This is a genomic window from Serratia sp. TSA_130.1, assembly GCF_052691795.1.
The window spans coordinates 631,879-652,356 of the sequence record NZ_JBQZFS010000002.1 but is presented as its reverse complement, the minus strand read 5'-3'; the positions used below and the strand labels follow the sequence as shown (position 1 = coordinate 652,356).

Annotated in this window: 22 protein-coding genes; 14 read left to right on the top strand and 8 right to left on the bottom strand. The window is 63.6% G+C overall.

What is annotated here, in order from left to right; all coding sequences use genetic code 11:
• Nucleotides 1-20: 20 nt before the first annotated feature.
• Entirely contained in the window at nucleotides 21-1,256 is a 1,236-nt protein-coding gene (locus ACUTQY_RS09805; RefSeq protein WP_033642339.1) for an FAD-dependent oxidoreductase, read from the bottom strand.
• Nucleotides 1,257-1,536: 280 nt separating this feature from the next.
• Between ACUTQY_RS09805 and ACUTQY_RS09800 the strand changes: the two genes are divergently transcribed.
• Nucleotides 1,537-2,406, top strand: a complete 870-nt coding sequence (locus tag ACUTQY_RS09800; protein ID WP_046686648.1) for a LysR substrate-binding domain-containing protein — start codon at nucleotides 1,537-1,539, stop codon at nucleotides 2,404-2,406.
• On the opposite strand, the gene sseA is transcribed toward ACUTQY_RS09800, so the two are convergent.
• Nucleotides 2,403-3,248 (bottom strand): 3-mercaptopyruvate sulfurtransferase, encoded by an 846-nt coding sequence (gene sseA, locus ACUTQY_RS09795; RefSeq protein WP_046686649.1) that lies wholly within the window; start codon nucleotides 3,246-3,248, stop codon nucleotides 2,403-2,405. The two genes, ACUTQY_RS09800 and sseA, sit on opposite strands and share 4 nt — an antisense overlap.
• Nucleotides 3,249-3,355: 107 nt before the next feature.
• Between sseA and ACUTQY_RS09790 the strand changes: the two genes are divergently transcribed.
• Nucleotides 3,356-3,778, top strand: coding sequence for an NUDIX hydrolase (locus ACUTQY_RS09790; RefSeq protein WP_033652679.1), 423 nt, complete (start codon nucleotides 3,356-3,358; stop codon nucleotides 3,776-3,778).
• A 10-nt stretch (nucleotides 3,779-3,788) separates the two neighbouring features.
• Here the strand turns inward: ACUTQY_RS09790 and ACUTQY_RS09785 are convergent, their stop codons facing one another.
• The 3 genes from ACUTQY_RS09785 to ACUTQY_RS09775 form a co-directional block, all read right to left on the bottom strand.
• Nucleotides 3,789-4,454, bottom strand: a complete 666-nt coding sequence (locus ACUTQY_RS09785) for an epimerase (RefSeq protein WP_046686650.1) — start codon at nucleotides 4,452-4,454, stop codon at nucleotides 3,789-3,791.
• Nucleotides 4,451-5,476 carry an AraC family transcriptional regulator gene (locus ACUTQY_RS09780; protein WP_033642344.1) on the bottom strand — a complete coding sequence of 342 codons (1,026 nt, stop codon included), beginning with the start codon at nucleotides 5,474-5,476 and terminating at the stop codon, nucleotides 4,451-4,453. Before ACUTQY_RS09780 ends, ACUTQY_RS09785 begins: the two co-directional genes overlap by 4 nt.
• Before the next feature lie 81 nt (nucleotides 5,477-5,557).
• Nucleotides 5,558-6,994 (bottom strand): aminotransferase-like domain-containing protein, encoded by a 1,437-nt coding sequence (locus ACUTQY_RS09775; protein ID WP_046686651.1) that lies wholly within the window; start codon nucleotides 6,992-6,994, stop codon nucleotides 5,558-5,560.
• 180 nt (nucleotides 6,995-7,174) lie between these two features.
• On the opposite strand from ACUTQY_RS09775, the gene ACUTQY_RS09770 reads away from it, so the two are divergent.
• From ACUTQY_RS09770 to ACUTQY_RS09760, 3 genes are all read left to right on the top strand, one after another.
• Nucleotides 7,175-7,357: a DUF1127 domain-containing protein gene (locus ACUTQY_RS09770; RefSeq protein ID WP_071845081.1), complete on the top strand. Its 183-nt coding sequence runs from the start codon at nucleotides 7,175-7,177 to the stop codon at nucleotides 7,355-7,357.
• Between the two features lie 9 nt (nucleotides 7,358-7,366).
• The gene (locus ACUTQY_RS09765) at nucleotides 7,367-7,990 is read left to right on the top strand and encodes a glutathione S-transferase family protein (protein ID WP_046686652.1); all 624 of its coding nucleotides are present in this window, start codon (nucleotides 7,367-7,369) and stop codon (nucleotides 7,988-7,990) included.
• A gap of 228 nt (nucleotides 7,991-8,218) precedes the next feature.
• A complete protein-coding gene (locus tag ACUTQY_RS09760; RefSeq protein WP_042783948.1) occupies nucleotides 8,219-9,349 on the top strand; it encodes a Gfo/Idh/MocA family protein in 1,131 nt (376 codons plus the stop codon).
• Between the two features lie 101 nt (nucleotides 9,350-9,450).
• On the opposite strand, the gene ACUTQY_RS09755 is transcribed toward ACUTQY_RS09760, so the two are convergent.
• The 3 genes from ACUTQY_RS09755 to ACUTQY_RS09745 are packed head-to-tail and all read right to left on the bottom strand — an operon-like array spanning nucleotide 9,451 to nucleotide 12,582.
• A complete protein-coding gene (locus ACUTQY_RS09755; RefSeq protein ID WP_033652684.1) occupies nucleotides 9,451-11,322 on the bottom strand; it encodes an amidohydrolase in 1,872 nt (623 codons plus the stop codon).
• Between the two features lie 21 nt (nucleotides 11,323-11,343).
• Nucleotides 11,344-11,889, bottom strand: coding sequence for an antibiotic biosynthesis monooxygenase (locus ACUTQY_RS09750; RefSeq protein ID WP_033652685.1), 546 nt, complete (start codon nucleotides 11,887-11,889; stop codon nucleotides 11,344-11,346).
• A gap of 48 nt (nucleotides 11,890-11,937) precedes the next feature.
• Complete coding sequence (locus ACUTQY_RS09745; protein ID WP_046686653.1) at nucleotides 11,938-12,582, bottom strand: hydrolase; 645 nt, start codon at nucleotides 12,580-12,582, stop codon at nucleotides 11,938-11,940.
• A 140-nt stretch (nucleotides 12,583-12,722) separates the two neighbouring features.
• On the opposite strand from ACUTQY_RS09745, the gene ACUTQY_RS09740 reads away from it, so the two are divergent.
• The 9 genes from ACUTQY_RS09740 (at nucleotide 12,723) to ACUTQY_RS09700 (ending at nucleotide 20,472) form a co-directional block, all read left to right on the top strand.
• A complete protein-coding gene (locus ACUTQY_RS09740) occupies nucleotides 12,723-13,634 on the top strand; it encodes a LysR substrate-binding domain-containing protein (protein WP_033642350.1) in 912 nt (303 codons plus the stop codon).
• A gap of 41 nt (nucleotides 13,635-13,675) precedes the next feature.
• A complete protein-coding gene (locus ACUTQY_RS09735; protein ID WP_033642351.1) occupies nucleotides 13,676-14,050 on the top strand; it encodes a cell envelope integrity TolA C-terminal domain-containing protein in 375 nt (124 codons plus the stop codon).
• Between the two features lie 140 nt (nucleotides 14,051-14,190).
• A complete protein-coding gene (locus ACUTQY_RS09730; RefSeq protein ID WP_033642352.1) occupies nucleotides 14,191-14,667 on the top strand; it encodes an OsmC family protein in 477 nt (158 codons plus the stop codon).
• 89 nt (nucleotides 14,668-14,756) lie between these two features.
• Nucleotides 14,757-15,788: a fatty acid desaturase gene (locus tag ACUTQY_RS09725; protein WP_033642354.1), complete on the top strand. Its 1,032-nt coding sequence runs from the start codon at nucleotides 14,757-14,759 to the stop codon at nucleotides 15,786-15,788.
• A 40-nt stretch (nucleotides 15,789-15,828) separates the two neighbouring features.
• Nucleotides 15,829-16,758 carry a glycine betaine ABC transporter substrate-binding protein OsmF gene (gene osmF, locus ACUTQY_RS09720; protein ID WP_033642355.1) on the top strand — a complete coding sequence of 310 codons (930 nt, stop codon included), beginning with the start codon at nucleotides 15,829-15,831 and terminating at the stop codon, nucleotides 16,756-16,758.
• 61 nt (nucleotides 16,759-16,819) lie between these two features.
• Complete coding sequence (locus ACUTQY_RS09715; RefSeq protein WP_046686654.1) at nucleotides 16,820-17,980, top strand: ABC transporter permease; 1,161 nt, start codon at nucleotides 16,820-16,822, stop codon at nucleotides 17,978-17,980.
• A complete protein-coding gene (locus ACUTQY_RS09710) occupies nucleotides 17,977-18,912 on the top strand; it encodes an ABC transporter ATP-binding protein (protein ID WP_033642357.1) in 936 nt (311 codons plus the stop codon). The genes ACUTQY_RS09715 and ACUTQY_RS09710 overlap by 4 nt, the downstream gene beginning before the upstream one ends.
• Nucleotides 18,909-19,682, top strand: coding sequence for an ABC transporter permease (locus tag ACUTQY_RS09705; RefSeq protein ID WP_033642358.1), 774 nt, complete (start codon nucleotides 18,909-18,911; stop codon nucleotides 19,680-19,682). Before ACUTQY_RS09710 ends, ACUTQY_RS09705 begins: the two co-directional genes overlap by 4 nt.
• A 28-nt stretch (nucleotides 19,683-19,710) precedes the next feature.
• On the top strand, nucleotides 19,711-20,472 hold the full coding sequence (locus ACUTQY_RS09700) for a phosphate/phosphite/phosphonate ABC transporter substrate-binding protein (protein ID WP_080273377.1): 762 nt from the start codon (nucleotides 19,711-19,713) through the stop codon (nucleotides 20,470-20,472).
• The last annotated feature ends 6 nt before the right edge of the window (nucleotides 20,473-20,478 follow it).

Genomic DNA, 20,478 nt, shown 5'->3' with positions numbered 1-20,478 from the left:
CGATGAAAAAATCACCAATGCTATTCCGGCGGGCAGGTTTCGTTGGACAGATGCCGCGGTGTTTCACGGCGAAAACCCAGGCCGATGATGCGGCCGAACAGGCGCGGCAGCCAGCGGCTGTTGCCGACGCGGGCGATCAGGCGCGAGCCGCCCGCCGCGCGGCGTTCGCCCGGCTTGCGCTGGCTCATTTTGATCTGCAAAAACTGGATGGCGCGAGTGGGGAATTCGCGCCGGCGCTGCACGCTCAGCAGATGCTTCAACTGCAGCCGATGCTGGCGCAGCGGCGGGATCAGGGCGTTGGCGGCGGCCACCGCGTCCTGAATCGCCAGGTTGACGCCCACGCCGCCGATCGGCGACATGGCGTGCGCGGCGTCGCCGATGCACAGCACCCCCGGTTTGGCCCAGCGATCCAGACGATCGATGCGAATGCTCAGCAGTTTGACCTGATCCCACTCGACGATCTCCTGCAGGCGATCGTCCTGGAACGGCGCCACCTCAGCGAGGTGCAGTAAAAATTTCTCCAGCCCGCTGTGGCGGATCGCATCGAAGCTGCCTTTGTCGATCGAGTAACCGCACTGCCAGTAGTCGCCGCGATCGATCATGATGAAGTTCTGTTTCGGCCCGGTGTGGCCCATCGACCAGGCCGGATCGCCCGGTTGCTTGCTGAGCTTCATCCACAATACGTCGCGCGGCGCGCCGAAGGATCGGCTGCTGAGCGCCGCCTGTTCGCGCACCACCGAGTTGCGGCCGTCGGTGCCGACCACCAACTGGCTGCGCACGCGGATCGGGCCTTCTGGCGTGTCGGCCAGCACGCCGCACACCTGGCCGCGGTCGTACAGCAGCTGGTGAACCTGCGTTGAGGTCAGCAGCCTGAAGTTGGGGAAGGCGGCGGCCTGCTGGGCCAAAAAGTTGAGGAACTCCCACTGCGGCATAAAGGCGATAAATTTGCAGCGCGTCGGCAGGCGGGTGAAATCCGCCAGCTTGATGTCGCGTCCGGCGACTTCGGCGTGCAGAGATTCCGCGCGCTGATGCGGCAGCGTCAGCAGCTCGTCGAGCAGGCCCAGTTGATGCATGACTTCCAGCGTCGACGGGTGAATGGTGTCACCGCGAAAATCGCGCAGGAAATCGGCGTGCTTCTCCAGCACCGTCACGTCGATCCCCGCCCGCGCCAGCAGATAGCCGAGCATCAGCCCGGCGGGGCCGCCTCCCACGATGCAGCAGGTGGTGGCGTAAGGTGTGATTGGTGATGACGACATGGCGGTTGACCCCGGAGAGCGGCCCGCATCCCGCGAGCCGCAAATGAATATGCAATATTGATAATGATTATCAATATCACATTGGGCTGTCAACCCGCGGCGCAGTGTGGTCAAAGGGAGCGGACAGAGGGGCGGAACCGGCGGGCAGGGTAAAACGGTATTGCATCGCGAGTATAAGGATTCTCCGGAAAGACATTGACCCGGAGCGCGTGACACGCCATCTTTATCAGTAAAATCGGTATTATTTTGATTGATGGTTCAGAAAATCAGGATGGTCAGCATGGGGCGAATAACGTTCGATCTCGAGGATTTGCGCAGCTTCGTCACCGGCGTCGAGCTGGGCAGCTTCGCCAAGGCGGCTGAACGGCTGGGGCGCTCGACGTCGGCGGTCAGCGCCCACCTGAAAAAACTGGAACAGCAGGTTGGCGCGCCGATCCTGCGCAAGGCCGGGCGCGGCATGGTGATGACCGAGACGGGGGAAACTCTGCTTGGCTACGCGCGCCGTCTGCTGGAGCTTAATGACGAAGCCGCCGCCGCGGTGCGTGGGCTGGATCTGCAGGGCACGGTGCGGTTGGGGCTGCAGGAGGATTTCGGCGAGACGTTTCTGCCGCAGGTGTTGGGCAGCTTCGCGCGCGCCAATCCAAAGGTGAGGATCGAGGCGCGCATCGCGCGTAATGCCGAGCTGATCGACTGGGTGCTGAAAGGCCAGCTGGATCTGTCGCTGGCGTGGGATGGCGGTCTGAGCACGCCGTTTCATCAGGCGCTGGGGCAGCGGCAGTTGCACTGGATCGCGTCGCCCGGCTTCGCGCTGACGCCCTGGCGAGAAGGGGATGAGCCGCTGCCGTTGGTGATGTTCGACGCACCCTGTCTGATGCGCAGCGCGGCGACGCAGGCGCTGGATCGCGCCGGCATACCCTGGCGCATCGCCTTTAGCAGCCGCAGCCTGAACGGCGTGTGGGCGGCGGTGAGCGCCGGGTTGGGCGTTACGGTGCGCACGGCGGCGGGCTTGCCGCCCGGCCTGTCGCCGCTGGCCCCCGATCTGCTGCCCGCTCTCGGCCAACTCGGCGTGGTGCTGCACCGCGCCGAGGATCAGCCTTCGGCCGCCGTGCAGCGGCTGGCGCAGATCGTGGTCGAGCGGATCGAAACTTAATCTTGGGCGATAGGCTGCTTGCCACTCAGCTGGCCCCATTCGCTCCAGGCGCCGTCATACAGCTTGACCTGCGGCGCGCCGAGCGACAGCAGGCCAAACGCCAGCACCGCCGCCGTCACGCCGGAGCCGCAGCTGGTGATGATTGGGCCGTTGATGTCCACCCCCTTGTCGCTGAAGGTTTGGCGCAGCGCCTCCAATGATTTGAAGCGGCCGTTTTCCAGCAGCTCGCCGTACGGAATGTTGATGCTGCCGGGAATATGGCCGCGATGCAGCCCGGGGCGCGGCTCTGGCGCTTCGGCATAAAAGCGCGGCGCGGCGCGCGCGTCGAGAATTTGCACCGGCGTGCCTAACGCTTGCTCCACTTGCCGCATATCCACCACCGCGTCGGCGTTGAACCGGGCGTTAAACGTCTGCGGGGCAGGCTGCGCCGGGCCGGTTTCCAACGCTTGCCCCAGCGCGGTCCAGCCGTTCAGCCCTTCATCCAGCACATAAACGCGCTCGGCGCCGAAATTGCGGAAAGTCCACCAGCCGCGCGGTGCGGAGAACTGGTTGCCCTCGTCGTAAATCACCAGGGTATCGCGCTCGCTGATGCCCAATTGGCCCGCCGCCGCGGCGAATTCCACCGCCGTCGGCAACATGTGCGGCAGCGCAGTGTTTTTGTCCGCCACGTCGTCGATATCAAAATAGACCGCGCCGGGGATATGGCCGCGTTCGAACTCGGCAAGCATGTCTTTTTTCGGCGTCAGCCCGACCGGCGACATCCGAACGTCGATCACCACCAGATTTTCATCGTTGATATGTTGCGCAAGCCATTGGGGAGTCACCAGAAACGGAGAGTTCATCGTCATTGTTCGCCTGTTGTGAAAACGGATTTTCACTATACACCAGGCCGCGCGGGGATGAAGTATGATGTTCAGTCAAAGGCGATGGGGCCGGGAGCGGAGAAATCATGACGGACGAGGCGTTTGGCGGGGCCAAGATCGCGCTGCTGTGCGACGGTCTCTTGCTGGTTTACCAACGGGACGACAAGCCGGGCATTCCGTGGCCCGGTCAGTGGGATCTGCCCGGCGGCGGGCGGGAAAACGGCGAAACGCCGCTGCAGTGCGTGCAGCGGGAAACGCGGGAAGAGTTCGGCGTGACGATCGCCGAACACCAGGTTGTCTGGCGCCGGCGCTACGCCGGCATTTTGCCCGGCTCCCCGCCGACCTGGTTTATGGCCGGCGAGATCGCCCCGGCGCAGATCGCCGCCATTCGCTTCGGCGACGAAGGCCAGCGCTGGCGGATGATGCCGGTGGCGCAGTTTATTGAGCATCCGCAGGGCATCGAGCATCTGCGCCGCCGGGTGGCGGAGTATTGGCGGCGGCGCGGTTGATGACGGTATTTCAGCGCGTCGCCAGTTGATTGATCTGCGGCGGCTCCAGGATGCGCAAGGCCGTTTCCCGGCGCGCCACCGCCAGCATCGCCAGCCCGATTCGTTCGGTGCTGCTCACCTGCGCGGGAAACAGTCGCAATGCGCCGAGCCACAGCGGCTTGAACAGCCGATAAATCAGATCGTATGTGCGAACTTTGGAGCGAATGCCGTGCAGCGGCACAATGGCGCCGGGGCGGAACATCACCGCGTGGAACGGCAGCGCCAGCAGCGCGTTTTCGGTGGCGCCCTTGACCCTGGCCCACATGCTGCGGCCGCGTTCGCTGCTGTCGGTGCCGACGCCGGAAACGTAGAGGAAGACCATCGTCGGATTCAGCCTCGCCAGCGGGCGGGCGGCGGCCAGCGTCAGATCGTAAGTCACCGCGCGATATTCGGCTTCGCTCAGGCCGGCGGACGAAATCCCCAGGCAGAAGAAACAGGCGTCATAGCCGGCGAGCTGCGGCTCCAGCGCCGACAGATCACGCAGATCGGGCAGGGAGAGCTGGCGCAGCTTGGCGTGGCTCTGCGCCACCGGACGACGGCCGATGCTGAGTACTTCGCTGACGCGCGGATCGCGCAGGCATTCCCGCAGCGCGCCCTGGCCCACCATGCCGCTGGCGCCGAAGATAATCACTTTCATGCTCTGTTCTCCCACTGGCCGGCGGTGCGCTGCATGCGCCAGCGGCTGGGCGTCAGCGCTTCCCACTGAATAAAGGCGCGGCTGAACGAATTCAGCTCTTCGAATCCCAGCACAAAGGCGATTTCCCCTGGCTCAAGATCGGTCTCCGCCAACAAGCGGCAGGCGGTGCGGTGGCGGGTTTTGTCCAACAACTGCTGGTAGCTGTAGCCGTGCCGTTGCAGACGGCGCTGCAGCGTGCGTGGGCTGAGATAGAGCTCCGCGGCCACGCTGTTGACGCTGGGGCGCTGGCCGCGCATGCTGCGGCCGAGGATCGTCATCACCTGTGTGGGCAAGTCTTGCTCGGCGCGCGCTTCGGCCAACTCGGCCTCCAGCTCCGGCAGCAGCAGCGCCAGCATGTCCTGGTCGTGGGTGATAAGCGGCTGCTGCATCAGCGCACGGTCAAATACCAGCACGTCCAGCGGCGCGTCGAATCGCACCGGGCAGCCGAAGTGGCGCAGCAGCGGTGAGTGGGGATCGCGACGGCGGGTCACCTCAAGCGCCTTGGGCTGCAGCGGTAAACCGGTGCCACGGCGGCACAGGGTGGTGATAGAGGCGAACATGGTGTCTATCAGCAATTCCGGCGTATGGTCCTCGATCATCGTCCAACGCGTATGCAGCCGAACGCTGTCGCCATCTTCCTCCAGCATCAGTTCTTCCGGGCACACCAACCGTTTGTAGCGCGCGACTTTACGCAGGGCCTCGCCCATCGTGGCGGAGTGCAGTGCGGCGACTGACGCGATATCGTAATGCTCCGGCGCGACGTCGCCGCCCAGCCGCAGACCAAAGGCGGGATCGTCGCTCAGTTGGGCGAGGGCGCGCCAGACGGCGAAGAACTGGTGGGTGGTCAACCGCACTTTTACGCGCCGCTCGCTGAGCAGCCCGGCGGGCAAGCCGGCTAACTGACCGACCCGTTCGAGATCGACGCCTTGCGCCGCGAGGCGCACCGCCAACGCGTTGGAAACCGGAATTTGATCGCTGCTCATGGTTGTTGCCTGCCAGTGGTAAGAGAAGGCATTACTCTAAAACAGCCTGTCCGTGCGCCGATAATCCGATCGCGTCAAGATTTAATCCGATTGCGCCAAACTGTCGGTCGGCATCAGCGCCTGGATGGTGGCGCCGACCCGTTGTACCGCCTGTTCGATCTCCGTCGTCAGCGTCGGCGCATAGTTGATGCGCAGACAGTTGCGATACTTGCCGGCGGCGGAAAAAATGCTGCCGACGGCGATTTGCACGCCTTGCTGTTCAAGATGGCGGTTCAGCCGCAGGGTGTCGAACGCCTCGTCCAGTTCGATCCACAGCATAAAACCGCCGCGCGGCCGGCTGACGCGGGTGCCGGCCGGGAAGTATTTCAGGATCAGATCGGTCATGCGGTCGCGGTTTTGCTGGTAGCGGGCGCGCATGCGCCGCAGGTGCTTCAGATAGTGCCCGCCGCGGATGAAGTCGGCGATCGCCAGCTGCGGCTGCGTGGCGGTGGCGCCGGAGCCGATGAACTTCATGTGCAGCACCCGCTCCAGATAACGGCCGGGCGCGATCCAGCCCACGCGCAGCCCCGGCGCCAGCGTTTTGGAAAACGAGCTGCACAGCAGCACGCGGCCATCTTCGTCGAACGATTTGATGGTGCGCGGCCGCGGGTAGTGATAGGCGATGTCGCCGTAAACGTCATCCTCGATGATCGCCGCGTCGTGGCGCTGCGCCAGCGTCAGCAGCCGCTGTTTATGGGCGTCGGGCATGATGTAGCCCAGTGGGTTGTTGCAGTTGGGCGTCAGCAGGACGGCCTTGACCGGCCACTGTTCCAGCGCCATCTCCAGTGCCGCCAGGCTCACGCCGGTCAGCGGATCGGTGGGGATTTCCAGCGCTTTGATGCCCAATCCCTTCAGCGTTTGCATGGTGCCGTGGAAACAGGGGGAATCGACCGCCACGATGTCGCCGGGTTGGCAAACGGCGCGCAGCCCGGCGGAGATCGCTTCCTGACAGCCGGTGGTGATCAGCAACTGATCGGCGCCGATTTGGCAGCCGGAATCCAGCAGCAGGCGAGCGATCTGTTCGCGCAGCGCGGTCACGCCCTGGATGCTGTCGTAATACAGGCTGCGCAAGTCGCCGTGACGGGCGGCGTTGCGCAGGGCGACGATCAGCGGTTTCATCGTCGGCTCGGCGATGTCCGGCATGCCGCGCCCCAGTTGGATCAGGCCCTCGCGCGGCCGGGTGCGCACCAGTTCCAGCACCTGTTCCCATTGCGAAATGTCCACCGGCCGCTGCGTCGGCGCCGTCATGGCGGGCAGCTCGGCCTGCGTGCGCTGCGCATGCACGAAGTAGCCCGATTTCGGTCGCGCTTCCACCAGGCGCTGTTCTTCCAGCAGGCGGTAGGCTTGTTGCACCGTGCTGATGCTGACGCCGTGTTCCAGGCTCAGCGCGCGCACCGAAGGCAAGCGGTGGCCGACCGGATACAGCCCTTGCTGAATGCGTTGGCTGAGAATGGCGGCCAGCGTGGCGTAGCGTGTCATACAGATATCCCTCATCAGGAAAAGTAACCGAAAAACCGGTACAGATGCCTCAAAAGTAAACCATTCAGCGCATTTTGGTATGCAGCTGTATGAAAAAAATAACGCTAACGTGCATCTGTATTGTTTTTTGCCCGGCGCGCATCATCACAACAAGGCGAAAACATCAGGGGGAATAATAAGATGGCTCTGTTTGATGGCATGACGACGTGGCGACGGGGAGGCTGGTCACGCTGGCGTTGGTATTTGTTGCGTCGCAGAACGCGCAGAGAGTTACTGCTGCTGAACGACAGGCAACTGGCGGATATCGGCCTGACGCGGGCGGATGCCTGGCGGGAAGGGTATAAACCGTTCTGGAGAGAATAAGGAAAGCGGATGCTGAAATTATTGGGCAAAGCCTCATCGATCAACGTGCGCAAGGTGCTGTGGACCAGCCATGAGCTGGGGCTGACGCTGGAACGGGAAGACTGGGGCAGCGGCTTTCGCTCCACGCAGGAACCCGAGTTTTTGGCGCTCAATCCCAACGGCCTGGTGCCGGTGCTGATCGACGGCGCACGGGTGCTGTGGGAATCGAACACCATTTGCCGCTATCTGGCGGGGCGGGAAGGGCGCCGCGATCTGCTGCCGCAGGAACCCGGCGCGCGCGCGGCGGTGGAGATGTGGATGGACTGGCAGGCCACCGATCTGAACGGCGCCTGGCGCTATGTGTTCATGTCGCGTGTGCGCGGGCATGCGGATTACCAGGATGCCGCCAGCCTGGCCGCCGCCGAGCGCGAGTGGAATCGGCTGATGGGCTTGCTGGATGCGCATTTGGCGCAGCACGGCCCTTACGCCGCCGGCGCCGCCTTCACGCTGGCGGACGTGGTGCTGGGGCTGTCGCTCAACCGCTGGCTGATGACGTCGTTCGAGCGGCCGGAGTATGCGGCGCTGGCGGCCTATCAGCAGCGCCTGCTGCAACGCCCTGGCTACGTTCAGCACGGTGCCAACGGTTTACCGTAATATGAAATAAATGGTTCATTTTACCTTATCCGAATACGGCAACGCCGCGTTCGGATTTTCCTTTTTGCATCATCCTGTCAACGTTTCATGAACGACATCACGAATCCGAACTTTCTTTTTCCGTGCGCTTGTTATTGAAATTTATATTCCATATAAAACCGTTATCAGCTGGCGCGTTTCACTCAGGGCGCCGGGTTTCAGGCAAGATTTCGGTCACGGGAGAGGATGATGAAACAGGTACGCGTTGGGTTAATCGGCACCGGCTATATCGGGCGTTGTCACGCTATCGCTTATGCGCAGGCCCCCACGGTATTTCCCCTTAAAGGGGATCTGGTGCTGGAGATGCTGGCGGAGGTGACGCCCGAGCTGGCGGCGCAGCGCGCGGCCGAGTTCGGCTTTGCGCGTTCGACCGGCGACTGGCGGCAGCTGGTGGCCGATCCGGCGATCGACGTGGTGGACATCTGCGCCCCCAACTTCTTGCACAAAGAGATGGCGCTGGCGGCGATCCGCCACGGCAAGCACGTGTATTCGGAAAAACCGCTGGCGCTGGATGCCGCCGACGCGGCGGAGATGGTGCAGGCCGCCCGCGCCAAGGGGGTGAAAACGCTGGTCGGTTTCAACTACATGAAAAACCCCACCAGCCAGCTGGCGCGCGAGATCATCGCCAACGGCGAAATCGGCGAGGTGGTGCATTTTTACGGCACCCACAATGAGGATTACCTGGCCGACCCGCGCACGCCGATCGACTGGCACTGCCGCCGCGCCAGCGCCGGGCTGGGCGCGTTGGGGGATCTGGCGGCGCACATCGTCAATATGGCGCACTACCTGGTGGGCGATATCGTGGCGGTCTCTGGCGATATGCAGACCGTGATCAAACAGCGGCCGGATCCGCAAGACCCGTCGCGTATGCATCCGGTGGAAAACGAAGATCAGGCCGGCGCGCTGCTGCGTTTCGCCGGCGGGGCGATGGGCACTATCGAAACGTCGCGCATCGCCTGCGGGCGCAAGATGGGGCTGACCTATGTGGTTACCGGCACCAAAGGCACGCTGAGTTATACCCAGGAACGGATGGCCGAACTGAAGCTGTATCGACACGATGAACCGGCGGAGCGGCAGGGGTTCAAGACGTTGCTGGTGGGGCCGAAGCACCCGGACTATGCGGCGTTTTGCATCAGCGCCGGGCACGGCATTGGTTTTAACGATCAGAAGACGGTAGAGATCCGCGATCTGGTCAACGGCATCGCCGCGGGCGATCGCATGTGGCCGGACTTTGAAGAGGGCTGGAAGGTGTCGTGCGTGCTGGACGCGATAGCCGCCTCCGCCGAGCAGCGGCGCTGGCTGGAGATCAACCGCGATTGAAAAGGAAATGGCGCTCTCCGCGGACAGCGCCATTAATTTATTATTTTGCCAGCTTAATAGCTTATTAAATTAATTTTATAATAAGTTATTGGCTTGATAACTTAGAACGAGAAACACGAACAGCCGAACGCGCCCCAGAAGGCATTCTCGTCCGACACCGGGATGCTGGAGCGGCGCGCGATGTCATGCTGGTGCGCGTGCACGCCGCACGGGCCGCAGCATTGGTGCGCCTGGCTCACTACCCCGACGCGGGCCGCCGCCGACGGCGGCGCGGAGCGGTAATGGCCCGGCACCTGGGTGACCGGCGACCACTCCGGCAGCACCGGCAGCGGCGGCGGCGCCAGCGGCGAGAAGCTGCCGGCGGCGTAGACCACCTTGCCGTCCACCACCGTCATTACCGACTCGATGCCTTTGATCTGCTCTTCCGGCACGCTGAAGTAGTCCTGCGACAGCACCGCCAAATCCGCCAGTTGGCCGACCTTGATCTGGCCTTTCTTGCCCTGTTCGGTGGAGAACCAGGCGCTGCCCTGGGTCCACAGCATCAGCGCCGTTTCGCGATCCAGCCGGGCGCTGTCGTCGTACATCGCCATGCCGCCGACGGTGCGGCCGGAGACCAGCCAGTACAGCGCCGTCCACGGGTTGTAGCTGGCGACGCGGGTGGCGTCGGTGCCCAGCCCGACCGGCAGCTCGGCCGCCAACATTTTCGCTACCGGCGGCGTATGTTTGGTGGCTTCGATGCCGTAGCGGTCGGCGAAATATTCCCCCTGGAACGCCATGCGGTGCTGGACCGCAATGCCGCCGCCCAGCGCCTTGACGCGCTCGATATTGCGTTCGGTAATGGTTTCGGCGTGGTCGAACAGCCAGTGCAGGCCGTTGAACGGAATATCGCGGTTCACCTTCTCGAACACGTCCAGCATGCGGCTGATGGATTCGTCATAGGTGGCGTGCAGGCGGAACGGCCAGCGGTGCTCGACCAGATGGCGCACCACCCGCTCCAGCTCGTCTTCGGTGCCCGGCGGCAGATCCGGGCGCGGCTGCAGGAAGTCTTCGAAGTCGGCGGCGGAAAACACCAGCATCTCGCCGGCGCCGTTGTGGCGATAGAAGTCGGTGCCCTGGCCCGGCTTGAGCATGTCGGTCCACAGCTCGAAGTCTTCCAGTTCCTGCTTCGGCCGCTGGGTGAACAGGTTATAGGCGATGCGGATGGTCAGCTGCTTTTTCTCGTGCAGCTCGGCGATCACCTGATAATCCTCCGGGTAGTTCTGGAAACCGCCGCCGGCGTCGATGGCGCTGGTGAGGCCGAGGCGGTTCAGCTCACGCATAAACTGGCGGGTGGAGTTGACCTGCTGTTCCAGCGGCAGCTTCGGCCCTTTCGCCAGCGTGGCGTACAGGATCATGGCGTTGGGTTTGGCGATCAGCATGCCGGTCGGGTTGCCGTTGGCGTCGCGCTGGATCTCGCCGCCCGGCGGGTTCGGCGTGTCTTTGGTGTAGCCGACTACCTTCAGCGCCGCGCGGTTGAGCAGCGCGCGATCGTATAAATGCAGAATAAATACCGGCGTGTCCGGCGCCGCCTGGTTGATTTCGTCCAGCGTCGGCATGCGGCGTTCGGCAAACTGGAACTCGGTCCAGCCGCCGACCACCCGCACCCATTGCGGGCTCGGCGTGCGCAGCGCCTGCTCTTTCAACATGCGCAGCGCGTCGGCCAGCGAAGGCACGCCTTCCCAGCGCAGCTCCAGGTTGTAGTTCAGGCCGCCGCGGATCAGGTGCAGGTGCGAGTCGTTCAGGCCCGGAATGGCGGTGTGGCCGTGCAGATCGATCACCTGGGTTTCCGGCCCGGCGTGTTGCATGACTTCGGCTTCGCTGCCGACCGCCAGAAACTTGCCGTCGCGAATGGCGACCGCCTGCGCGGTGAGGTTTTGGCGGTCAACGGTGTGAAATTTGCCGTTGGTGAGGATCAATGAAGCGTGGTGGTTCATAACATTCTCCCGGCGAACCGCCTAGCGGCGGATCAGCCATTGATGAAAAACGCGAGTCACGATGGGCATCCACAGGTACACCACCAGGGCGACCACGGTGGCGTCATTGAGAAAATGGCCGAGCAGCGTGCCGTTCAACTGCGGCAGCGCCAGCCCCCAAAACCAGGGCACCAGATTGGTGGAAGGGAAGATCACCAGCAGGGTGATGATGAACTGCTTCCACTGGGGCGGTTGGCGCACGCCGGGGTTGGGCGGGGTAAACCAGAACTCCGCGCCGGGGCGGATCTCGATATGGTCATTCTCCAGCAACAGCGGAGTGACTTCTTCGATGTATTGCTTGCGCAGCGGCGAGTTGAGCCAGCGGTAGAGATTATCGACATTGTCGAAGCGGACCAGCACCGTATAGGCCTGTTCGCTGTCGGATGGGCGGATGACGTTGACGCCCAGATGGCCGGTGAAGCCCGCGGCGTCCGGCATGATGCGGTTCAGCCAGGCCTCATAGGCCTGCTCGTTCCCCGGCGCCAAACGGTGGGTGATCACCAGCGTGACATGCTGCGGATGGGCCATAAAACCGACTCCTGAAAATACCCCGGCGCGGGGCCGGGGCAGGGGGAATTATTTCACCGTGCGGGCCGGTGCGTGGTGCACCATGGTGTAAGCGTAGTCGACGCCCATGCCGTACGCGCCGCTGTGTTCGCGCACCAGCGCCATCACCGCGTCGTAGGTGTCTTTGCGCGCCCAGTCGCGTTGGTACTCCAGCAGCACCTGCTGCCAGGTCACCGGTACGGCGCCGGCCTGCACCATGCGTTCGATCGAGCGCTCGTGCGCATCGACGGAGGTGCCGCCGGAGGTGTCGGTCACCACATACACTTCATAGCCGGCTTCCAGCGCCATCAGCGCCGGGAAGGTCAGGCACACTTCGGTCCACAGCGCGGAGATCACCAGCTTTTTGCGGCCGGTGGCTTCCACGGCTTTGACGAAGGCCGCGTCTTCCCAGGAGTTCATCGAGGTGCGTTCAATCGGGGTGATTTCAGGGTGTACCGCCAGCAGCTCCGGCCAGATATAGCCGCTGAAGCTTTCGGTTTCGACCGAGGTGAAAAGGGTAGGAACGTTGAAAATCTTGCCTGCCTTCGCCAAACCAACAACGTTGTTTTTCAGTTGCTGACGATCAATATTAGCCACGCCGAAGGCCATTTGCGGTTGATGATCGATAAAAATCAGTGCGGAGTTGTCTTTATCAAGCAGTTGAAACTTGGACATAATTTACCTTCCCAGTGATATTTCGGTTGAACATCTGATGAGTGTAACGCCGATAAAACCCATGGTAGGCAGAGGGCGATTTCAAAGATACCGCAGAATTTTTGCCGACTTGTTGAGTTTTTTTATACACGGGAGAAAACATGAGATTAAACCTGGAAGCGCTGCTGATTTTGGATGCGCTGGACCGGCACGGATCTTTCGCCGCCGCGGCCGCCGCACTGTTTAAAACCCCTTCGGCACTGAGCTATATGGTGCAAAAGCTCGAGAACGATCTCGACATCACCCTGCTCGATCGCTCCGGCCATCGGGCGAAGTTCACCGATACCGGCAAGCTGATGCTGGAAAAAGGGCGGGTGCTGCTGCGCGCGGCGCAGGATCTGGAACAGCAGGCGCGCTATGTCGAAAACGGCTGGGAAAGCGAGATCACGCTCGGGATCGACGCCTCCTTCCCGTTTGCCCGCCTGTTGCCGCTGATAGAAGAGTTCTACCGGCAGCATCACCATACCCGGCTGCGCTTCAGTCACGAGGTGCTGGCCGGCTCCTGGGAGTCGCTGGTTTACGGCTGCGCCGACATTATTATCGGCGCCATCTGCGAGCCGCCGTCGCGGGTGGGCTATGCGTTCAGCCGCCTGGGGCAGCTGGATTACGTGTTCGCCGTCGCGCCGCAGCATCCGCTGGCCGCGCTGCCGGAACCGTTGCCGAAGGATGAGATCCGTCAGCACCGGGCGGTGGTGGTGCGCGATACCTCGCGCGTCAACGCGCCGCAGAGCCTGAACCTGCTGGAAGAGCAAGACACGCTGACGGTCTTCGGCTTCGACGCCAAGCTGCAGGCGCAGTTGGCCGGGCTGGGCTGCGGCTATCTGCCGCGCGCCTTGGCGGAACCTTACCTGAACAGCGGCGAACTGGTGGCGAAACGCGTCGAATCGGAACGTTGCAACGACATCGCCTACTTCGGCTGGCGGGAAAGCGCCAGCGGCCTGGCGGCCAAGTGGTGGCGCGAGCGGCTGCAGCGTTACGCGGATGACGGTGAGGCTTACCCAGCGGCGCAGTAAGGGCGCTCGATAAAGATTAATCCCCAATAAGGACATAGGGAATGAAAAAGACACTAAGCCTGTTGGCGCTGTTACTGTTGAGCGGCTGCGGCGCGGGCGCCGGGCGTCAGGCCGGCACCCCCTTGCCGTCGCCGCAGACCGAGGCGCCGGTTGCGGCGCCGCTCAGCTATCCGGTGCGGGTGCATAACGCGGTGAGCCGCGAGCTGCGTTTGCCGGAGCATGCGCGCGGCCAACGCTGCACCATCAGCATCCGTCTGCGGCCGGACGGGAAACTGGCGAGCAGCAAGATCGTAAGAGGCGATGCGCCCTTGTGCGCAGCGGCCAACGAGGCGGTGCAGCGCGCGCAGTTTCCGCCGATGGCCAGCGCCACTGAATACGCGTTGTTCAACGCCGTGGTGCTCGATTTCGTTCCCTGAAGGGATGTGACCGACGGGCTGCCTGCGCGGCCCGTTTTTTCTCGTTTCGTCGTTTGCGTATTCACGCTTTTCCGCCAATAGTGTTCTCCGGGCATGCACCCAGACAATTTTTCATTGGCCGGCCAACGGGAGCAAAAGACATGAAAGGCGAGCATCATTATCAGGTCTCGGTGACCTGGCAGGGAAATCTGGGCGCAGGCACGGAAGATTATCGCGCTTATGGACGCGATCACCTGATCGGCGCCGTGGGCAAGGCCGATATCGCCGGCTCAGCCGATCCGGCCTTCCGCGGTGACGCGACGCGCTGGAATCCGGAGGATTTGCTGGTAGCATCGCTCAGCGCTTGCCACAAATTATGGTACTTGCATCTGTGTGCCACCTCGGGAATTTCGGTGCTGGCCTATCAGGACGATGCCGTGGGCGTGATGCGCGAAGACGCCGCGCGCGGCGGCTTTTTCACCTCGGTGACGCTGCGGCCGCAGGTCACGGTGCGCGACGGCGACGATCTGCAACTGGCGCAACAGCTGCATGAGAAGGCGCATCACCTGTGCTTTATCGCCAATTCGGTGAATTTCCCGGTGGCGTGCGAACCGCAGGCCGCGTACGCAACCCGCTGAATTTTCACTTAGCTTTGCCATTTTCGTTATTTTGAACGCCGCTACGGCTCGCGGATACTGGGAGAAAATCTCTCACCGCGAGCCGCAGCATGTCCCATGCCCACTATTTGCACCCCGAACAGCGCGAACGAATCAGGCAGCTTTATCGGCGCCGCTATTGGCGAATGGAATTGCCCACCTGGGGGATCATGGCGGCGGTGTACGGCGGCTGGTTCGGCGTGGCGCTGGGATGGCAAACGCTGGGCCCGTGGCTTGGCGCGCCGCTGTTGATTCTCCTGACCACCTGGTACCTGTCGTTGCAACACGAGCTGATCCACGGCCATCCGACGCGCTGGCCGCGCGTCAATCAGCTGTTCGGCCTGTTGCCGCTGGCGGTGTGGTATCCCTATGGGCTGTATCGCGATTCGCATCTGCGCCACCACCGCAACGACCACCTGACCGATCCGCACGAAGATCCCGAAAGCTATTACTTCAGCGCCGCGCAGTGGCGGCGCTATCCCCGCCTGTTGCCGCTGCTGGCCGCCGTGCGCAATACGCTGATCGGCCGGGTGCTCCTCGGCCCGGCGTTGGATATCGCCGCGACCCTGGCTGGGGCGGTGAAAGCGCTTGCCGCCGGGGAGTGGCGTACCTGGGTGATGTGGGGAGTGCACCTGTCGCTGTTGGCGATGTTGCTGAACTGGCTGCAGGCGCAGGGTATCGGTGCGGCGTTTTACCTGCTGGCCATCAGCTACCCGGCGCTGGCGCTGACCAAGGTAAGATCGTTTTTTGAGCATCGCGCCGTGGACGCACCGCAGGCACGTTCTATTATTAATGAGGCGGGCCAGCCGTGGCGGCTGCTGTTTCTCAATCTGAACTACCATTTAGTGCATCACGATCTGCCCGGCCTGCCCTGGTATGGTTTGCGCGAAGTCTATCTGGCGGAGCGTGAGGCATATCAGCGGCGCAGCCAGGGATTTGTCGCGCAGGGCTACGGCGAGTGGCTGCGCGATTACGCCCTGACGCCGATCGACGTCGGCGTGCATCCGCTGAGCGCCGGCGAACGGCGGGAGGAACGCGGTGCCCGGCCGAAGAAAAACTTTATTGCGCGCTGGAAGCGTGTTTCTCAGGATTTTCCAACCTAACCGGCCCATGAGCCGGAAAACATATAACCAGAGGAAAAGTATGGCAATCACCTTATCACGCGGACGTTCCTTTGCCGTCGCGCTGGCCCTGCTGGCCACCGGCGGTCTGGCGCAGGCGGCCGACTCGGTGCGCGTCGGCTCCAAGATCGATACCGAAGGTTCGCTGCTCGGCAACCTCATCGTGCAGGTGCTGGAAGCCAACGGCATCAAGACCACCAACAAGCTGCAGCTCGGCACCACCAAGGTGCTGCGCGGCGCCATCACCTCCGGCGAGATCGACATCTACCCGGAATACACCGGCAACGGCGCGTTTTTCTTCGCCGATGAGAAAGATCCGGCGTGGAAGAACGCCCAGGCCGGCTTCGAGAAGGTGAAGCAGCTCGACTACGACAAAAACAAAATCGTCTGGCTGGATGCGGCGCCGGCCAACAACACCTGGACCATCGCCATTCGTCAGGACGTGGCGGAGGCCAACCATCTGAAGACGCTGTCGGATCTCGGCAAGTGGATCAACGGCGGCGGCAAGTTCAAGCTGGCGGCCTCGGCGGAATTTATCGAGCGGCCGGATGCGCTGCCGGCGTTCCAGAACGCCTACGGTTTCAAACTGAATCAGGATCAGCTGCTGTCCCTGGCCGGCGGTGACACGGCGGTGACCATCAAGGCGGCGGCGGAGCAGACCTCCGGCGTCAACGCGGCGATGGCCTACGGCACCGATGGCCCGGTGGCGGCGCTGGGGCTGCAGACGCTGGCGGACCCGAAAGGCGTACAGCCGATCTACGCACCGGCGCCGATCGTGCGCGAAGCGGCGCTGAAGGCGCACGCCAATCTGCCTGAACTGCTGAAGCCGGTGTTCGCCTCGCTGGACGGGCCGACGCTGCAAAAGCTCAACGCGCAGATCGCCGTGGAAGGCCAGGACGCCAAACAGGTGGCGGCCGCTTACCTGAAAGAGAAAGGGTTTGTTAAGGGATAATGCCGAGGTGCCCCCTCTGCCGTCGGGAGAGGGGGTAAACCGAGGGAGCCGGAGCGTTTCTTTGACTATCGCCGTAAAACATCGCGTCTTGTTGACGCTGTTCATGCTGTTGCTGCTGGCCGCGTTTGGCCTGCCGTTCCTCAGTTATGCCCCCAATCGCCTGTTGTCGGGCAAAAGCCTCTCCTTGTTCTCCTTGCTGCACGGCCCGGCGCTGTGGCTGCTGTTGCCGCTGGCGGCATTGGCGATCCTCAGCCTTTTGCCGCCGACGCGGGGGCGGGCGCTGCTGGCGGCGCTGGCCGCCTGCGGGGTGCTGACGCTGGCCTTCTGGATCAGCGGGCAGGCTGCTGAACGTTTGGCGCAAGAGGGATCGCGCCTGGCGCGCACCTCCTGGGGCAGCGGATGCTGGCTGACGATGGCGCTGAGCCTGCTGATCGCCGCCGACGCCATGGCGCGCCTCACCGCGTCGCACCTGTGGCGCATGCTGGGCAACGCGCTGGTGCTGGTGCCGCCGGCGCTGCTGCTGTTCGGGCATCAGCTCGATCAGCTGTCGCTGCTGAAGGAGTACCACAATCGCCAGGAGGTGTTTGACGCCGCGCTGCTGCAGCACCTGACGATTCTGCTGGCGACGATGGCGCCGGCGCTGGCGATCGGCGTGCCGCTCGGGGTGCTGTGTTTTCGCTCCGAACGCTGGCAGCGGCCGATTTTCTCCGCGCTGAACATTATCCAGACCGTGCCGTCCATCGCGCTGTTCGGCCTGCTGATCGCGCCATTGGCGGGGCTGGCGACGGCGGTGCCCTGGCTGGCGGAGCACGGCGTCAGCGGCATCGGCATGGCGCCGGCGATCGTGGCGCTGGTGCTGTACGCGCTGTTGCCGCTGGTGCGCAGCGTGGTGGCGGGGCTGCAAAGCGTGCCGGCCGGGGTGATCGAATCCGCCACCGGCATGGGGCTGACGCGCGGGCAGATCTTCCTGCGCGTGCAGCTGCCGTTGGCGCTGCCGCTGTTCCTGACCGGCGTGCGCATCCTGGCGGTGCAAACCGTCGGCATGGCGGTGGTGGCGGCGCTGATCGGCGCCGGCGGCTTTGGCGCCATCGTGTTCCAGGGGCTGCTCAGCAGCGCGCTGGATCTGGTTCTGCTGGGGGTGATCCCGGTAGTCATGATGGCGGTCATCGTCGATTCGCTGTTTAAATTTTGGGTTTCAATCCTGGACGTATCGCGCCGATGATTCACTTTGAGCAAGTCAGCAAAATTTTTCAGGGCAAGCCGGCGGTGGACGATCTCACGCTGCACATCGCCGAGGGCGAATTCACCGTATTGATCGGCACCTCGGGTTCCGGCAAGTCCACGACGTTAAAAATGATCAATCGCCTGATCGAACACGATCGGGGCAAGATTCTCTTTGCCGGCGAAGAGATCCAGTCGTTCAACCCGCAGGATCTGCGGCGGCGCATGGGCTATGCGATCCAGTCGATCGGCCTGTTCCCGCACTGGACGGTGGAGGAGAACATCGCCACCGTGCCGCAGCTGCTGAAATGGCCGCGCGCGCGCATTCGCGATCGGGTGACCGAACTGCTGGAGCTGTTGCATCTGGAGCCGGATCTGTTTCGCCGTCGCTACCCGCACCAGCTTTCCGGCGGGCAGCAGCAGCGGGTCGGAGTGGCGCGCGCGCTCGCCGCCGATCCCGAGGTGTTGTTGATGGACGAACCGTTCGGCGCGTTGGATCCGGTCACCCGCGCGGCGCTGCAGGCGGAGATCGCCCGCATTCATCAGATCTCGGGCCGCACCATTGTGCTGGTGACGCACGACATCGACGAGGCGTTGAGCCTGGCGGATCGCCTGGTGCTGCTCGATCAGGGGCGGGTGGTACAACAGGGCACGCCGCTGACGCTGTTGACCGCCCCGGCCAACGACTTCGTACGTGACTTCTTCGGGCGCAGCGATCGCGGCATCAAGCTGCTGTCGCTGGGGACGGTGGCGGAGCGGGTGCGGCCCGGTGTCGCCGGGGGCGAACCGATCGCCGCCGCCATGAGCCTGCGCGAGGCGCTGTCGGTGTTTGTGGCGCGCGGCAGCGACTGCCTGCCGGTGGTGGATGAACGGGGCGAAGCGTTGGGGGTTCTGCACTTCCACGATCTGATCGCCGGGCAGGCGCTGTCATGAGCGGGCGTCTCTGGCGCCTGCTGCGCGATCCGCTGCCCTGGACGCTGGCGCTGCTGTTGGCGCTGGTGTTTGGCATGGATCATCTGCGCGGTCTGTTTGCCGCCTGGTTCCCCGATCTGGACCGGCCCATTTATCAGCAGGACAGCTTTATCGCGCTGGTGGGGGCGCACCTGTCGCTGGTGGCGATCTCCAGCCTGATTGCGGTGGCTCTCGGCGTGGCGGCGGGCGTCGGCGTGACCCGACGCGGCGGCCGGGAGTTTCGTTCGCTGCTGGAAACGGTGGTGGCGGTGGGGCAGACCTTCCCGCCGGTGGCGGTGTTGGCGGTGGCGGTGCCGGTGATGGGCTTCAGCGAGCAGCCGGCGATCATCGCGCTGGTGCTGTACGGCTTGCTGCCGATCCTGCAGGGCACGCTGGCGGGCATCGAATCGGTGCCGCCCGCCACGCGCGAGATCGCCCGCGGCGTGGGGATGAGCGCCTGGCAAATACTGTGGCGGGTTGAACTGCCGCTGGCGGCGCCGGTGATTGTCGCCGGGATCCGCACGTCGGTGATCATCAACATCGGCACGGCGGCCATCGCTTCCACCGTCGGTACCAAAACGCTCGGTTCGCCGATCATCATCGGCCTAACCGGGTTTAACACCGCCTATGTGATCCAGGGCGCGGCGGTTGTGGCGTTGTTGGCTATTATCACCGATATGCTGTTCGAACGTTGGGTGCGTTATCTCACCGCCTGGCGTCAGCAGACGCTGGCGGCCACTCCGGCGGGGTAAGGGGGAAATGATGCAGGTGTCTCTACCGATGTACGGCGTTGGCCGGGAGCAGGCCGACGCTTTCTGGCAGGTCTTGCGCGGCAAGCTGCTGCGGCTGGGGCTGCCGGCGGCGCCGGAACGGCTCAGTTGGCCGGACGATTTGGCGCAGCATTGGCGGCGCGAGGATCTCTTGCTCAGCCAAACCTGTGGTTATCCGTTGGTCAGCAGCCTGCCGCAGGTGCAGCTGATCGGAACCTATCATTATCGGGTGGAAGGGTGCGACGGGCCTAATTACCGCAGCTGGCTGGTGGTGCGCGCGGGCGACTCCGGCGAACGGCTGGCGGATTTTCGCGGCCGGACGGTGGCGTATAACAGCACCGATTCCCAGTCCGGCTACAACGGCTTGCGCGCGCTAATCGCGCCGCTGGCGCAGGACGGGAAATTCTTCGGTGCGGCTATCGCCTCCGGGGCGCATTATCAGTCGCTGAAACTGATCCGCAGCGGGCAGGCGGATATCGCCGCCATCGATTCCATCAGCATGGAACTGCTGCGCCGCGCGCAGCCGCAGGCGCTGGAGGGGCTGAAAATCATTGGCCGCACGGCGGCGGTGCCGGGTTTGCCGCTGATCACCGCAGCCGGCACGCCGCCGGAACAGGTGGACATCCTGCGCGCCGGCGCCCGAGCGATGCTGGATGAGGCGGTCAGCGACCGCCTGCTGATCGGCGATTTCAGCCTGGTGCCGCGCTCGGCTTACCAGATTATCACCGTGCTGGAGCAGCAGGCAGCCGCACAGGGCGTAACGGCGCTCTAGCCGTCG

Coding starts and splice junctions, on each gene's coding strand:
- ACUTQY_RS09805 (WP_033642339.1), bottom strand. CDS start 1,256: ATGTCGTCATCACCAATCACACCTTACGCCACCACCTGCTGCATCGTG.
- ACUTQY_RS09800 (WP_046686648.1), top strand. CDS start 1,537: ATGGGGCGAATAACGTTCGATCTCGAGGATTTGCGCAGCTTCGTCACC.
- sseA (WP_046686649.1), bottom strand. CDS start 3,248: ATGAACTCTCCGTTTCTGGTGACTCCCCAATGGCTTGCGCAACATATC.
- ACUTQY_RS09790 (WP_033652679.1), top strand. CDS start 3,356: ATGACGGACGAGGCGTTTGGCGGGGCCAAGATCGCGCTGCTGTGCGAC.
- ACUTQY_RS09785 (WP_046686650.1), bottom strand. CDS start 4,454: ATGAAAGTGATTATCTTCGGCGCCAGCGGCATGGTGGGCCAGGGCGCG.
- ACUTQY_RS09780 (WP_033642344.1), bottom strand. CDS start 5,476: ATGAGCAGCGATCAAATTCCGGTTTCCAACGCGTTGGCGGTGCGCCTC.
- ACUTQY_RS09775 (WP_046686651.1), bottom strand. CDS start 6,994: ATGACACGCTACGCCACGCTGGCCGCCATTCTCAGCCAACGCATTCAG.
- ACUTQY_RS09770 (WP_071845081.1), top strand. CDS start 7,175: ATGGCTCTGTTTGATGGCATGACGACGTGGCGACGGGGAGGCTGGTCA.
- ACUTQY_RS09765 (WP_046686652.1), top strand. CDS start 7,367: ATGCTGAAATTATTGGGCAAAGCCTCATCGATCAACGTGCGCAAGGTG.
- ACUTQY_RS09760 (WP_042783948.1), top strand. CDS start 8,219: ATGAAACAGGTACGCGTTGGGTTAATCGGCACCGGCTATATCGGGCGT.
- ACUTQY_RS09755 (WP_033652684.1), bottom strand. CDS start 11,322: ATGAACCACCACGCTTCATTGATCCTCACCAACGGCAAATTTCACACC.
- ACUTQY_RS09750 (WP_033652685.1), bottom strand. CDS start 11,889: ATGGCCCATCCGCAGCATGTCACGCTGGTGATCACCCACCGTTTGGCG.
- ACUTQY_RS09745 (WP_046686653.1), bottom strand. CDS start 12,582: ATGTCCAAGTTTCAACTGCTTGATAAAGACAACTCCGCACTGATTTTT.
- ACUTQY_RS09740 (WP_033642350.1), top strand. CDS start 12,723: ATGAGATTAAACCTGGAAGCGCTGCTGATTTTGGATGCGCTGGACCGG.
- ACUTQY_RS09735 (WP_033642351.1), top strand. CDS start 13,676: ATGAAAAAGACACTAAGCCTGTTGGCGCTGTTACTGTTGAGCGGCTGC.
- ACUTQY_RS09730 (WP_033642352.1), top strand. CDS start 14,191: ATGAAAGGCGAGCATCATTATCAGGTCTCGGTGACCTGGCAGGGAAAT.
- ACUTQY_RS09725 (WP_033642354.1), top strand. CDS start 14,757: ATGTCCCATGCCCACTATTTGCACCCCGAACAGCGCGAACGAATCAGG.
- osmF (WP_033642355.1), top strand. CDS start 15,829: ATGGCAATCACCTTATCACGCGGACGTTCCTTTGCCGTCGCGCTGGCC.
- ACUTQY_RS09710 (WP_033642357.1), top strand. CDS start 17,977: ATGATTCACTTTGAGCAAGTCAGCAAAATTTTTCAGGGCAAGCCGGCG.
- ACUTQY_RS09705 (WP_033642358.1), top strand. CDS start 18,909: ATGAGCGGGCGTCTCTGGCGCCTGCTGCGCGATCCGCTGCCCTGGACG.
- ACUTQY_RS09700 (WP_080273377.1), top strand. CDS start 19,711: ATGTACGGCGTTGGCCGGGAGCAGGCCGACGCTTTCTGGCAGGTCTTG.